At 55.4% G+C, this 13351-nt stretch carries 11 protein-coding genes; 5 read left to right on the top strand and 6 right to left on the bottom strand.

Features of this window, described 5'->3' with window-relative positions; all coding sequences use genetic code 11:
- Positions 1-93: 93 nt before the first annotated feature.
- Both gntR and FCL49_RS21745 read right to left on the bottom strand, forming a co-directional pair.
- Positions 94-1089: a gluconate operon transcriptional repressor GntR gene (gene gntR, locus FCL49_RS21750; RefSeq protein WP_017894317.1), complete on the bottom strand. Its 996-nt coding sequence runs from the start codon at positions 1087-1089 to the stop codon at positions 94-96.
- Positions 1090-1220: 131 nt separating this feature from the next.
- Positions 1221-1916, bottom strand: coding sequence for a pirin family protein (locus FCL49_RS21745; protein ID WP_174355111.1), 696 nt, complete (start codon positions 1914-1916; stop codon positions 1221-1223).
- 388 nt (positions 1917-2304) lie between these two features.
- Between FCL49_RS21745 and FCL49_RS21740 the strand changes: the two genes are divergently transcribed.
- The 3 genes from FCL49_RS21740 to FCL49_RS21730 all read left to right on the top strand — a co-directional run bounded on the left by FCL49_RS21740 (position 2305) and on the right by FCL49_RS21730 (position 4778).
- A complete protein-coding gene (locus FCL49_RS21740; RefSeq protein ID WP_174355110.1) occupies positions 2305-2826 on the top strand; it encodes a GNAT family N-acetyltransferase in 522 nt (173 codons plus the stop codon).
- Entirely contained in the window at positions 2819-3997 is a 1179-nt protein-coding gene (locus tag FCL49_RS21735; RefSeq protein ID WP_174355109.1) for a P1 family peptidase, read from the top strand. Before FCL49_RS21740 ends, FCL49_RS21735 begins: the two co-directional genes overlap by 8 nt.
- A 460-nt stretch (positions 3998-4457) precedes the next feature.
- Positions 4458-4778 carry a hypothetical protein gene (locus FCL49_RS21730; protein WP_174355108.1) on the top strand — a complete coding sequence of 107 codons (321 nt, stop codon included), beginning with the start codon at positions 4458-4460 and terminating at the stop codon, positions 4776-4778.
- Between the two features lie 134 nt (positions 4779-4912).
- Here the strand turns inward: FCL49_RS21730 and iolE are convergent, their stop codons facing one another.
- The 4 genes from iolE to iolD all read right to left on the bottom strand — a co-directional run bounded on the left by iolE (position 4913) and on the right by iolD (position 9811).
- The gene (gene iolE / locus FCL49_RS21725; protein ID WP_174355107.1) at positions 4913-5809 is read right to left on the bottom strand and encodes a myo-inosose-2 dehydratase; all 897 of its coding nucleotides are present in this window, start codon (positions 5807-5809) and stop codon (positions 4913-4915) included.
- 59 nt (positions 5810-5868) lie between these two features.
- A complete protein-coding gene (locus FCL49_RS21720; RefSeq protein WP_135318397.1) occupies positions 5869-6753 on the bottom strand; it encodes a sugar phosphate isomerase/epimerase family protein in 885 nt (294 codons plus the stop codon).
- A 39-nt stretch (positions 6754-6792) separates the two neighbouring features.
- Positions 6793-7806, bottom strand: coding sequence for a Gfo/Idh/MocA family protein (locus FCL49_RS21715; RefSeq protein WP_174355106.1), 1014 nt, complete (start codon positions 7804-7806; stop codon positions 6793-6795).
- A 64-nt stretch (positions 7807-7870) separates the two neighbouring features.
- A complete protein-coding gene (gene iolD, locus FCL49_RS21710; RefSeq protein WP_174355105.1) occupies positions 7871-9811 on the bottom strand; it encodes a 3D-(3,5/4)-trihydroxycyclohexane-1,2-dione acylhydrolase (decyclizing) in 1941 nt (646 codons plus the stop codon).
- 535 nt (positions 9812-10346) lie between these two features.
- Here iolD and FCL49_RS21705 point away from each other — a divergent pair.
- Positions 10347-12275, top strand: coding sequence for a bifunctional 5-dehydro-2-deoxygluconokinase/5-dehydro-2-deoxyphosphogluconate aldolase (locus FCL49_RS21705; protein ID WP_174355104.1), 1929 nt, complete (start codon positions 10347-10349; stop codon positions 12273-12275).
- A gap of 197 nt (positions 12276-12472) precedes the next feature.
- A complete protein-coding gene (locus FCL49_RS21700; protein WP_012147336.1) occupies positions 12473-13309 on the top strand; it encodes a MurR/RpiR family transcriptional regulator in 837 nt (278 codons plus the stop codon).
- The last annotated feature ends 42 nt before the right edge of the window (positions 13310-13351 follow it).

The following is a 13351-nucleotide window of genomic DNA, read 5'->3' as shown; positions in this document are numbered from 1 at the left end:
GTTAACAGGAGGCGAGCTTACAACGGGGATAAAAAACGCGCCGGGCGGCGCGGTTTCAGAATTAAAATGGCTCAAACAACGACTTAAAAGCGATCAGATACTGCCACCGGGGATCACGGTGAAGCCGACGTCCACCATCCGCGGGCTGACCGTTTCACCCCGCAGTCGAGCCAACAGCCGTTCGGCGCCGATTTGCCCCATGCGTTCACGCGGGGTCAACACGCTGGCCAGCTTCGGCACCATCACCTGGCCGATATCGTGGCCGTGGAAACCGGCAATCGCCATATCGTTGGGGATCGACAATCCTTGCCGCTGGCACTCGAAGGTCGCGCCAATCGCCAGGTCATCGTTGGTGCAGAAAATACTGTCAATCTGCGGGTAGTCACGTTGCGCCTGGCGCAGCAGTTCACCACCAGCGGAATAAGACGACGAACGCGCAGTCATCACGCTGTACGGCTGCAGGCCGGATTCACGCATCGCCTGTTCATAGCCCTGCTGTTTGATAATGGTACGTTCATCCTGACGCGCGCCAAAATACACCACGTGGCGATGGCCGTGCGCGATGATTTGCTGGGTCATCTGACGTGCGGCCTCAAAGTTATTGAAACCTACCGCCAGATCGATACAGGGCGAAACGCAGTCCATCAGCTCGACGACCGGGATACCCGCCACCTCGATCATTTTCATGGTGCGTGGCGTATGGTGACGTTCAGACAGGATCAATCCGTCAATATTGTAAGACAGCAGCGAAGTCAAGCGCTGTTCTTCACGCTCCGGCAAATAGCCGTAGTGCGCCAGCATGGTCTGGTAATTGTGCGCATCGGTGACGCTCTCGATGCCGCGCAACACTTCGGCAAACACCTGGTTGGTCAACGACGGCAGCAAGACGCCAATGGCGCGGCTGGTGGAGTTGGAAAGGATATCCGGCGCACGGTTGGGAATGTAGCCCAGCTCATCAAGCGCGACGGCAATTTTTTGCTGCAAGACGGCAGAAACCTGATCGGGATTACGCAGATAACGGCTCACCGTCATCTTGGTCACGCCAACCTTGTCTGCAACATCTTGGAGTACCGGCCGTTTTTTCTTCATTATCAATGAACTGGCTAACCGTGAATGGGCGCTCATTTTAGCAAAAAAAAACCGGGGCCGATATTGTTGGTTATGGGAAGACCAAACGCAAAAAGGGCTCACCCTGTGAGCCCTTGATATTTACCGCTTAATCAGACTGGCGGCAGATCGAACAGCAAGATTTCGCTGTCTTCATCGGCCTTAATCGACAGTGCGGTTTCATCCCACACCGCGAAAGCATCGCTGGTGCCGGCTTGTTGACCATTAACCAGCACCTTGCCGCGCACCACCTGGATCCACACGCGACGTCCGGCTTCAATCGGGCACTCTGCCAGTTCGTCTTTACCCAATGCCCAACGGGACAGCGTCATGTCCTGGAACACCTTCAGTGAACCTTCACGTGCATCCGGCGACAGCACCAGTTGACGGCCCTGTGGCGCATCGAACATGCGTTGCTCATAACGCGGCTCCAGCCCCACCCGATCGGGAATGATCCAAATCTGATACAGGTGCAACGGACGATCGTTATTGCCGTTGTACTCAGAGTGACGCACCCCGGTGCCCGCACTCATGATCTGGAACTCACCGGCCTGAATTTGCTCTTTGTTGCCCATGCTGTCCTGATGTTCTACCGTGCCGCTCAGCACGTAGGTCAGGATTTCCATATCTTTATGCGGATGGGTACCGAACCCCTGCCCTGCGTCAATCATATCTTCGTTGATCACCCGCAGCGCCGAGAAGCCCATAAAATCAGGATCGTGATAGTTGGCAAATGAGAAGGTGTGCCAGCTATCCAGCCAACCATGATTGGCATGACCGCGATCTTCTGCCTTACGTAAATAAATCATATTCAACTCTCCTCAATGTTTTTTACAGTCTAGTCCTGACAGCAGAATAAGAAAGCGCAAAAAACTCTTCCCTCTGTTCAAAAAATTAGATGGAGTTTTGAAGCGATGGGCAGTGGATTTGTTGAAGACTGGCAGGAGCGGAAAACAGGCAAAAAAAAAGCCAGCACCCGAGCTGGCTAAGTAATACTTGGAAGCAATGTGAGCAATGTCGTGCCTTCACAGCGAGGGTACCAAAGGTTGATACTCTCCCGAGAACGCATCGCAATAATAATCATTATCATTCGCACCTGTAAAGCGTTTTTTTAACCAATACGTAATAATATTGACTCGACACATTAAACGGATAAATTCAGAGGTTATTCAAACGGTAAGCCAAAGGAGCAGCGCAATGAGCGAAATAGTGGTTCGTCACGTGGAAACGGCAGATGCACAGGCCCTACATCAGCTTTACTCTCAGCCAAAGGCTTACCGTGACACGCTACATCTACCACTACCTTCAATCGAGCTGTGGCACAAGCGCCTCGCCAATCTGGAGCCGGGTACCCATAACCTGGTGGCCTGTATCGACGGGCAGATCGTCGGCCAACTGAGCCTGATGCTCAATCAACGCGTGCGCCGCCGTCATGTGGCAACCTTTGGCATTGGTGTCGATGACCGCCATCACGGCAAAGGCGTCGGCAGCAGCCTGATGAAGGCGATGATTGACCTTTGCGACAATTGGGCAGCCATAGAACGCATTGAACTGACGGTGTTTACCGACAATCAGGCCGCTATTGCGCTCTACCGCAAGTTCGGTTTTGAAATTGAAGGCACCAGCCGCGCCTACGCGATACGCGACGGCGAACTGGTCGATTCCCATCACATGGCGCGCTTTCGCAGCGAACAGCAGAAAAAACCCTCATATGAGTGATAGCAACAGTGGATCAGGGGCGGAAAACCGCCCCTTAACCGTCAGCCGCCGTACCTTTGTGCAAACGCTGGCCTGCGTAACGGGTGCCATCGGCATCCTTTCTCCCACCACCTTCCTGGGGGCCGCGATGCCAACTTCTCCTGCCGTACGTACCGGCACCCGTAACCTGATTACCGACGTACCCGGCCTGCGGGTCGGTATCGCCCAGGACAGTCGGGTGCGCACCGGCACCACGGTGATCCTGCCGGATCGCCCAGCGACAGCCGCAGTCGACGTGCGTGGCGGCGGCCCGGCAACCCGGGAAACCGACGCGCTGGGGGAAGATAACCTGGTGCAGACCGTCGATGCACTGGTGCTGAGCGGCGGCTCGGTGTATGGCCTGGCCGCAGCCGACGGCGTGGCCGCCTGGCTGGGGCAACAGGGCAAAGGCTATGCCCTGCGCCCGGCTGCGGGTGTGCCCGTCTCCCCGATAGTCCCCACGGCCTGCCTGTACGATCTCAGTAACGCGGGTGATAAAGACTGGCAGCTCAATCCACCTTATCGTCAACTGGGGATCGAGGCTGCGAGCAAAGCAGGTCACGACTTCCCGCTCGGCACCGTGGGTGCAGGCTATGGCGCAATGACCGGTATGGGCAAGCTGAAAGGCGGCCTCGGGTCGGCTTCAATCGTGGCGGCTAATGGCGCCACCGTCGGCGCACTGGTGGCAGTCAATAGCCTGGGTTCTGTGGTGGCTCCCGGCACCCGTGCCTTCTGGGCCACGCCCTATGAAATCAACGGCGAGTTTGGTAACGGCGGCACCGCTGCGCTGGCGCAACTGCACGGCCAGGGCGAAGACTGGATGCCCGAAGAACCAACGGGTGGCAGGAAGAACACTACCCTGGCCTGTATCGCCACCGATTTGGCTTTGACCCGGGTAGAACTGAAACGCGTGGCGATCATGGCGCAGGACGGCATGGCCCGCGCCATTCGCCCACTGCATAGCCCGTTCGACGGCGACGTAGTGTTTGCCCTGTCCACCGGTCAACGTGAAGTCGAAGGCAGCCGAGAGTTAGCGGTGCTGCAGATTGGCGCGCTGGCGGCGGACACCCTGGCGCGAGCGATCGCCCGTGGCGTTTACGCGGCGACCCCATGGCCCGGCGGAGAGGTCACCACCTGGAAAACCCTCGCCTGACAGCTGGAATAAAAAGGGGCGCATTGATCACTCAAGCGCCCCTTGCAGATCTCTGCCGGCTTAAATGCCGGCGGTTTCTTTGAGGTAATGAAGAACTATATAATGGACTAAATAGAAAAGAGGATTGGCTATTAACCCTTGCAATAATAAAGACACACCGCTTTATATCCCACAAGGATATAAAGTCGCGTTATAAATAAACGCACACATCTTTACCCGTTAATCAATAAACCAACCATAAATGTACCTTCAAAACTACAACCCGCCTCAAAGCCAATTAAAATCACTGCCATACATGAAATAACGCAACCACCATGGCTGTTAGATAGCAATATTTTGATATGTATTTTTAATGAAGTCTAAACGGTATTGATTTGAAATTCCTGGATAAGAACTCAGGTTAATAACGGCTGTCTTTACATTGGGACAGACAACAATACACAGACGGAGTAACTATCAAATGACAATGCGTTTTTGTACTTTATTATTAGGGACTGCACTTATTTTATCGGGTTGCGCAGTAAAGAATGACAATACCCGGGTCGGATTTATTGGTTTATCTTATCATAGCAACATAGAGAAACTGCCGAACGGAGATTATACGGCGGCAGTGGAAGCTTCACCTGGCCGTGGCAGAGTGACTGGCGCCGAGTCGCTGGTGGCAAAGGATGCTGCAGATTATTGCAAACTGCAGAACAAGGCGATGAAAGAAGTTAAATCAGAAACCGATTCGCACCTTTTGATTAATGGCGTCGCAAAGCTCGTTTTCCAATGCGTATAATTTTAAGAGCGAACGCCAAAAGGCCTTCGTTCGTGACTGGCGGGCTGGTTACCACCTGGAAAACCCTCGTCTGACAGACAGAATAAAAAGGGGCGCATTGATTAATCAAGCGCCCCTTGCCGATCTCTGCCGGATTAAATGCCGGCAGTCTCTTTGATATAACGCCGTGCCTTCACCGCATATTCAAACGGGTTGGCCAACGCCGGATCCTGCTCGGCCTCCACCACCATCCAACCTTTGTAACCGCGCTCTTCCAGCAGTTTAAAGACTGGCAGGAAGTCGATCACTCCGTCACCCGGCACGGTGAAGGTGCCTTTCTTCACACCGTCGAGGAAGCTCAGTTTATTGGCCTTCACCTCTGCTACCACCTCGTCGCGCACGTCCTTCAAATGCACATGGTTGATGCGCGGCAGGTATTTTTCCAGGATTGCCATCATCGCCTGCTGGCTGCCTTCGGAGTAATAGGCGTGGCCGGTATCAAACAGCAGGTAGACGTCGTCGTTCACCATGCTCATGTAGCGGTCAATCTCCGCAGTAGTCTGGATGCCGGTGCCCATATGGTGGTGCAGGCAGACCTGCATCCCTTTGCCTTTGGCAATACCCGCCAGCTCATTGTAGCCATCGGCCACCCGCTGCCACTCTTCGTCGGTGAAATACGGCTTCTCTTCGAACACCCCTTTGGTGGTGCCCTGAATGCTCTTGCTCTGCTCGGAGCAGCCAATCACTTTGGCCCCCATTGCATGCAGGAAATTCATATGGTTAATAAACTCATCGATGGTTTTTTCTTTCAGGCCATCGGCAAAGAAAGTGCTGAACCAGGCATTGCAGATCTTAATGCCGCGGATATCCAGCATCGGTTTCAGCACCGCCGGATCGCGCGGGTACTTGCTGCCCACTTCGCTACCGGTGAACCCGGCCAGCGCCATTTCACTGACGCACTGTTGGAAAGTGTTCTCTTTGCCCAGTTCAGGCATGTCATCATTGGTCCAGCCAATCGGGGCGATGGCCAGTTTTACGTTGTCTTTATTCATTGTCACCCTCAATCATCAGATCGGCCTGGCGGTGATTTTCACCCGCGCAGCCGAGAAATTTATTTACCCAACAGCTCTTTTTCGATGCGCTCGCGGGTCGCTACCGCCTGGGTTTTCATTCTTTCCGGATAACCAAACAGCGAGGTGCAGATAATCGACTCGCCGCCGACCTTAAAGTTACGATTGGCAAACTCCATATCGCGCAGGGTCTGGAACAGGGTATCGAAGTCCACTTCCCCTTCGCCGATGCCCATATGCTGGTGCACGGCGGCATCGACACCCGGCGGATTGACGATATAGCGACAGTGTTTGGTATGGTTCATGGTGTCGGCGATCAACACATGCGAGAGATCGTCACCGGCATATTTCAGCATGCCGGCCACGTCGCCCTGGCCTTTGTCGTAGTAGAAAGTGTGCGGCACGCTGTAGAGGTACTTAACGTGATCGCTACGTAGCGATTTGACGATATCGGCGGTTTCGTTGCTCAACTCGCAGAAGTCCCACGGATGAGACTGAATCTCCATGCGAATCCCTTCGCGCTCGATAATCGGCAATAGCTCTTCCATGGAGCGATACCACAGCTCTTCACAGATCTCCGGCTCATTAGGGTTGCCTGCCAGTTCGGTGTTAATCACCTGCACGCCCATTTCCACCGCGATTTCTATCATCCGACGCCAGTTTTTGACCGCCGCCTGGCGACGATCTTCTCCCGGGCCGGACCAGCGATACACCACGATAAATGAGGAAATCTCCACGCCGGTGGCCTTCAGCGCGTTTTTATATTCCGCCATCACTTCACGCCCGGCTTTCGGGTGCTTGTAGAACGGATTGATCTGCGGATGCGGCGACTGCTCAATATATTGATAGCCCCAGTCCGCCACCTGCTGAACCATTTTAGTGATGCCCAGGTCCCTGATGACATCAACATCAAAAGCGATCTTCATGGTGATTCCCCTTTAAACGTGAGTACCGCGTTCAGCACACTACTTGTTGTAGAACGCCGGGCGCGGCGGCAGAGTCACAGGTACGATCTCGCCGCTGAGCTGCGCAGCCACACAGGCATCGGCCGTCACGGCGGCTGCGTAGCCGTCCCAGGCGGAAGGCCCGGTCAACTTGCCCGCCAACACGTCGTTGATAAAGCCTTGCAGCTCGACGTCATAAGCATCGATAAAGCGATCTTTCCAGTCGGTCAGAATTTCGGTAGAGAGTTTGGCCCCGCTGCGCGTCTGCACTGAAGATGGCTCCGGCAGTTTGGCAATGCCGGTTTCACCCACCACTTCACACTGGATGTCATAGCCGTACTGGCAGTTAACGAAGATTTCGACGTCGATACGCGTGCCCTTAACGGTTTCAAACAGCACAATCTGCGGATCTTTCAGGTGCGGGAAGGCCTTGGTACTTTTGCGCGGGAACACCACCTGAACCGAGACGTAGTCGTCATCCAGCAGCCAGCGCAGCACGTCGATCTCGTGGATCAGGGTGTCGGTGATCGCCATATCCGTGGTGTAAGCTTCACCCACTGTTGGGTTGCGGTGCGCGCAGTGCAGCATCAGCGGTTCGCCGATTTGCCCGCTGGTCAGCACCTGCTTCAGCGCACGGTAGCCCTGATCGTAAGGGCGCATAAAGCCTACCTGCACCAGGCGTTTACCGTGTTTGGCTTCGGCCTCAACGATGTTTTTACAACCTTGCGCAGTAACCGCCAGCGGCTTTTCGCAGAATACCGGCTTGCCGGCGGCAATCGCCGCCAACACAAACTCTTCATGGCTCGGGCCCCAGGAGGTGACCAGCACCGCCTGAACGTCCGCTGCCTTGACCAGATCGTGGCCATTGTCATACACCTTGGCGTCCAGCTTCAGGTCGCTCACCACCTTGGCGGCGTTGTCACGGTTAATATCGTTGACCGCCACGATGCGGCTGCCCTGCAACACTTTGCTGCAGCGACGAATGTGATCCCGACCGATTGCGCCGGTGCCAATAACCCCAATGTTCAATGTCATTTTCGTTATCCTCTTCAAATAGTTGCGGCAGACGCAAGGTCTGGGTAATCAGGCAATGTGTTAATCAGTAGTCGCGGGCCTTGTCGATGTTCTCTTGCAGCTTGCGAGCCACGGCGACAATTTTTTCGCTGTCGGCCACCTGAGCACCGCCCACGCGCCACCAGCTGAGATATTTGTGCACCATGGTTTTTGGCAGCACTTTGATGTCCAGCAGGGTAGAAACGCTTTGCAGGCGAGCATCGGCCAGCGCCTCAATCAGTTGTTGTTCGGTCGTCACGCTGTAGGTTTTGCAACCGTAAGCCGCCGCCAGCATGGCGAAATTGACCGGCACCAGCTTGCCGTCGAGTTGGCCGCCCTGTGGGTTGCGGAAGCGGAATTCGGTGGTGTAGCTGTCCATGCCGTGTTCCATCTGCAGGTTATTGATGCAGCCGTTGGTCATGTTGTCGAACAGCACCACGTTGATTTTGCAGCCTTCCTGAATTGAGGTGACCAGTTCGGAGTGCAGCATCATAAAGGCACCGTCGCCGACCATCGCGTACACCTCGCGCTGCGGCTCGGCCAGCTTGACCCCCAGCGCGGCGTTGACCTCATAGCCCATGCAGGAATAACCGTATTCCACGTGGTAGCCATGCTCGCCATGGTTCTGCCACACGCGCTGTAAATCCCCCGGCAGGCTGCCGGCAGCGGCGACGATCACGCTATCCTGCGGCAGATGCTGGTTCAGCACCCCCAGTACCCGGCTTTGGGTTAGCAGTGAATCGGTCTTTTCTATAAATTCGGCAAACACGCTGTCGCGATCGAGGTGGTCGTCAATTTCCGGTACAAAACCTTCGCCGGTGTATTCCACCGCATAAACACGGGCGGTTTCGTACTGTTGCGCGCTACGCGCCTCGGCAATGGCGTTGCCCCAGCCGGCACGGTAATCGGCCTGTGCCAGCAGCGTCCCCAGGGCAGTCAGTGCCTCACGGGCATCGGCCAGTACCTGCAGGCCATCGAGCTTACCGGCGTCAAAGGCGCTGACGTTGACGTTGAGAAAATCAACGTCAGGATTCTGGAACAGCCATTTGGACGAAGTGGTGAAATCGGTATAACGGGTACCCACGCCAATCACCAGATCGGCCTGTCGAGCCAGGGTATTGGCCGCCAGACAGCCGGTTTCACCGATGCCGCCCAGGTTAAACGGGTGGCTGGACGGGACCGTGCCCTTGCCAGCCTGGGTTTCCACAAACGGGATCTGGAAGCGTTCAGCAAACTCGCGCAGCGCCTGACCGGCCTGCGAATATTTCACCCCGCCGCCGCACACCAGCAGCGGTTGACGCTTGGTGGTCAGCAGCGCCAGCGCATCGGCCAACATGCCTTCGGTCGCCGGACGGCGATCCAGACGGTGCACGCGTTTCTGGAAGAAGTAGTCAGGGTAATCATAAGCTTCGCCCTGCACGTCCTGCGGTAAACTCAGCGTCACCGCGCCGGTTTCCGCCGGGTCGGTCAGCACACGCATCGCGTTGATACAGGCGCTCATTAATTGTTCCGGCCGCACAATGCGATCCCAGTACTTGCTCACCGCGCGGAAAGCGTCGTTGGTGCTGATACTGAGGTCATAAGTTTGTTCAATTTGCTGCAATACCGGGTCTGGCTGACGAGAAGCATAAACATCGCCCGGCAGCAGTAATAAAGGAATGCGGTTGGCGGTGGCAGTCGCGGCGGCGGTGATCATATTGGCGGCGCCGGGGCCGACAGAAGAGGTACAGGCGTAAATCTGTTGACGCAGTTTCTGCTTGGCAAAACCGGTCGCTGCGTGGGCCATGCCCTGCTCATTGCGCCCCTGATGCACGATCAGATCACCGCTGTCTTGTTCCAGCGCTTGCCCCAGACCGAGTACGTTGCCGTGGCCGAAAATCGCAAAGATGCCTTTGACGAATTTGGTTTCCACGCCGTCGACTACCAGATACTGGTTATCGAGGAACCTGACGAGTGCCTGTGCCATGGTTAACCGGATCTTGCCCATTTACTCACCCTTTTAGATTAGTCGCGCCCGCTCCGGCAAAATACCTGCATGCCGAGCCTGGAATCTCTGTGGTCCCCGTCGCCTTCAAGCGCGCTGCGCTACTTAAGCCGACAACCTGAAACGTGAAGCGATTATAAACAAATATATTTTTCATAAAATCACATTACAGAAGAAACATTTCATTTTGCGATAAAGATCGCATATTGATGAAAACGGCGTTTCATCCATGCCTTTAGAATTCACTGACTTAGCTCGCCCTCTTCCTACCGCCCTCTCAGTCCACCCACCGCTGACAGTGCCGCAACCCTTGGCGCTGTCGGCTTGTAACGCTAGCTATACCCTTGCCGTTGATCGGTGTTTTCGAATCAGGCAGGACGCGGTTTTTAGTGCTTTCAGCTGGCGTATTCGCGCTGTTTTAAATGCATCACATTTTTGGGGTGTAAATTTCATTCAATCTTGAAATTGAAATTTTTATTCCTCATACTCCAAAAATGCTTCGTAGTCGGGGTTTGGCTTAATACAGAAGGAAACGGGTATGGCTACACAAGAAAAACAGCTTGATGTCATTTGTCTCGGGCGTATTGCCGTCGATTTCTATGCACAACAGATCGGCGCACGTCTGGAAGATGCCAGCACATTCTCCAAATATCTCGGTGGCTCTTCCGGCAACGTGGCTTATGGCACCGCCATTCAGGGTCTGAAGTCCGGCATGCTGGCCCGCGTCGGCGATGAGCATATGGGCCGTTTCCTGCGTGAAGAACTGCAACGCGTCGGTGCCGATACCCAGAGCCTGATCACCGACCCCCAGCGGCTGACCGGCCTGGTGATACTCGGCATCAAGGATCAGGAAACCTTCCCACTGATTTTCTACCGTGAGAACTGTGCCGATATGGCGCTGACGCCGGACGATATCGATGAGTCCTACATCGCGTCATCGCGCGCGCTGGCTATAACCGGTACTCACCTTTCACACCCAAATACCCGCGCCGCGGTATTGAAAGCGCTGGAATACGCCCGCCGCCATGGCCTGCGCACCGCGCTGGATATCGACTACCGACCGGTGCTGTGGGGCCTGACGTCGCTGGGTGACGGTGAAACGCGCTTTGTCGAGTCAGAGAAAGTGACCCGCGAACTGCAGGAGGTGCTGCATCACTTTGATCTGATCGTCGGCACCGAAGAAGAGTTTCATATTGCCGGTGGCAGTACCGATACCCTGACCGCGCTGAAAAACGTCCGTAAAGCAACGCAGGCCACGCTGGTCTGTAAGCGCGGCGCACAGGGCTGTTCGGTATTTGAAGGCGAGATCGCCGCCGACTGGCAGCAGGTAAAACTGCATTCCGGCGTGCGGGTTGAAGTGCTGAACGTGCTGGGCGCGGGCGATGCCTTTATGTCCGGCCTGCTGCGTGGCTATCTGAACGATGAAGGTTGGGATCAAGCCTGCCGCTATGCCAATGCCTGCGGTGCATTGGTGGTTTCGCGCCATGGTTGCGCACCGGCGATGCCCAGCAAGCAGGAGCTGGATGACTATCTGCAGCGTGAACAGGAAGTGAAACGTCCGGACCGCGATGAACGGCTTAACCATCTGCATCGGGTTACCACCCGTAAACAGCAATGGCCCGAACTCTGCGTGTTCGCCTTCGATCACCGCAAGCAGCTGGCAGATATGGCGCGAGAAGCCAACGTCAGTGAAGAACGTATTCCAAAACTGAAAACGCTGCTGCTGACGGCGGCGCAACAGGCCGCCGAGGTCGCCGGACTGAAGGGTAACAGCGGCATTCTGGCCGATACCACCTATGGCCAGGCGGCGCTTAACCAAATCACCGGCCAGGGTTGGTGGATCGGCCGGCCGGTCGAACTGCCCGGCTCGCGTCCGCTGCGGCTGGAGCACGGTAATATTGGCTCGCAGCTGATCGACTGGCCACAGGAGCACGTGGTGAAATGTCTGGTGTTTTACCACCCACATGACGCCGTCGAACTGCGCCGCGAGCAAGATGAACTGATTGACGATGTGTACCGCGGTTGCTGCAAATCAGGCCATGAACTGCTGCTGGAAGTGATCCTGCCGGAAAGCAACGCCGACAAGGATGAAAGCCACTATCTGGAGATGCTGCAGCACTTTTATCAACTGGGTATTAAACCGGACTGGTGGAAGTTGCCGCCGTTAAGTGCTGAAAACTGGCAGCGGGTCGGGGCGTTGATCGATGCTAACGATCCACAGTGTCGCGGGGTGTTGATCCTGGGGCTGGATTCGCCGGAAGAAACGCTGAAGGCGGGTTTTGCTGCGGCGGCGGATGCACGCTGGGTAAAAGGTTTTGCCGTCGGACGCACCATTTTTGGCCAGCCTTCACGCCGCTGGCTGCAGGGGGAGCTGGATGACGCCGCGTTAATCGAACAGGTGAAACAAAAATACCTGACGCTGATTGGTTTCTGGCGTCAATACCGCCCAACCTCTCACCAGCATTAATTGCTGAACCCTCCCCTTAAACGGATTTTCGCCGCTTTAAGGGGATTTTTTTGCCTGTTTTCTGTGAAGTAACGCAACTTGCAATCGAATAAATCGCTTTTTGGTGAAATGAAATTTCCAATCCATCTGTTAGAATAACCCGTCAATAACTCAGGCGTCAGGCCGATACGCCTTAGCCCCCACTGCGAGCCGAATGGATGAACAACCCAACTCAACTTTCGCTGTTACAGGACGAGATCCGTCACCGCTATGAAACGCTGAGCAAGCGTTTGAAACAGGTGGCGCGTTACATTTTGGATAACAGTAACAGCATTGCTTTCGATACCGTCGCCTCCATCGCCGCACAGGCCAGCGTCCCCCCCTCTACCCTGATCCGCTTTGCCAACGCCTTTGGCTTTAGCGGTTTCAACGAAATGAAACAGGTTTTCCGCCAACACCTGATGGAGGAAACGGTCAACTACACCGAACGGGCACGCCTGTTCCGACAAACCTCTACCGACGGTAACGTGGCCCCGGAAAAGCCAGCGGAAATCCTTAACGTTTTCACCATGGTCAATGCCCAGGCGCTGCAACAATTGGCGATGCAAACCAGCTCCGAGCAGTTGGATCGGGCGGTTGAACTGCTGAACAACGCCGAGAATATCTACGTGATTGGCCTGCGTCGCTCATTCAGCGTCGCATCCTATCTCACCTACGCATTACGCCATCTGGAGCGCCGGGCGTTCCTGATCGACGGACTGGGCGGCATGTTTACCGAACAGCTCAGCATGGTGAAACCAAATGACGTGGTGATTGCCATCAGCTATTCGCCGTATGCGCAGGAAGCCCTGGAGCTGGTTGAATTGGGGGCCAAGAACGGAGCGCAGCAGATCGCCATTACCGATAGCCAGGTCAGCCCGCTGGCTGCCTTCAGCGACGTGTGCTTTGTGGTACGAGAAGCGCAGGTGGATGGCTTCCGATCTCAGGTCGCTTCAATGTGTCTGGCGCAGACCCTGGCGGTATCGCTGGCGCTGAATAACGCCAAAGAAGAGTAACGAAGAATTACCCTTTCCCTTGGGAAAGGGTAGGCATAGTGG

The sequence above is a fragment of the Serratia proteamaculans genome (genome assembly GCF_013337185.1).
Classification (GTDB): Bacteria; Pseudomonadota; Gammaproteobacteria; order Enterobacterales; family Enterobacteriaceae; genus Serratia; species Serratia proteamaculans_D.
The sequence above is the reverse complement of the archived record's forward strand: the minus strand, read 5'-3'. Positions and strand labels throughout refer to the sequence as shown.

Coding starts and splice junctions, on each gene's coding strand:
- gntR (WP_017894317.1), bottom strand. CDS start 1,089: ATGAAGAAAAAACGGCCGGTACTCCAAGATGTTGCAGACAAGGTTGGC.
- FCL49_RS21745 (WP_174355111.1), bottom strand. CDS start 1,916: ATGATTTATTTACGTAAGGCAGAAGATCGCGGTCATGCCAATCATGGT.
- FCL49_RS21740 (WP_174355110.1), top strand. CDS start 2,305: ATGAGCGAAATAGTGGTTCGTCACGTGGAAACGGCAGATGCACAGGCC.
- FCL49_RS21735 (WP_174355109.1), top strand. CDS start 2,819: ATGAGTGATAGCAACAGTGGATCAGGGGCGGAAAACCGCCCCTTAACC.
- FCL49_RS21730 (WP_174355108.1), top strand. CDS start 4,458: ATGACAATGCGTTTTTGTACTTTATTATTAGGGACTGCACTTATTTTA.
- iolE (WP_174355107.1), bottom strand. CDS start 5,809: ATGAATAAAGACAACGTAAAACTGGCCATCGCCCCGATTGGCTGGACC.
- FCL49_RS21720 (WP_135318397.1), bottom strand. CDS start 6,753: ATGAAGATCGCTTTTGATGTTGATGTCATCAGGGACCTGGGCATCACT.
- FCL49_RS21715 (WP_174355106.1), bottom strand. CDS start 7,806: ATGACATTGAACATTGGGGTTATTGGCACCGGCGCAATCGGTCGGGAT.
- iolD (WP_174355105.1), bottom strand. CDS start 9,811: ATGGGCAAGATCCGGTTAACCATGGCACAGGCACTCGTCAGGTTCCTC.
- FCL49_RS21705 (WP_174355104.1), top strand. CDS start 10,347: ATGGCTACACAAGAAAAACAGCTTGATGTCATTTGTCTCGGGCGTATT.
- FCL49_RS21700 (WP_012147336.1), top strand. CDS start 12,473: ATGAACAACCCAACTCAACTTTCGCTGTTACAGGACGAGATCCGTCAC.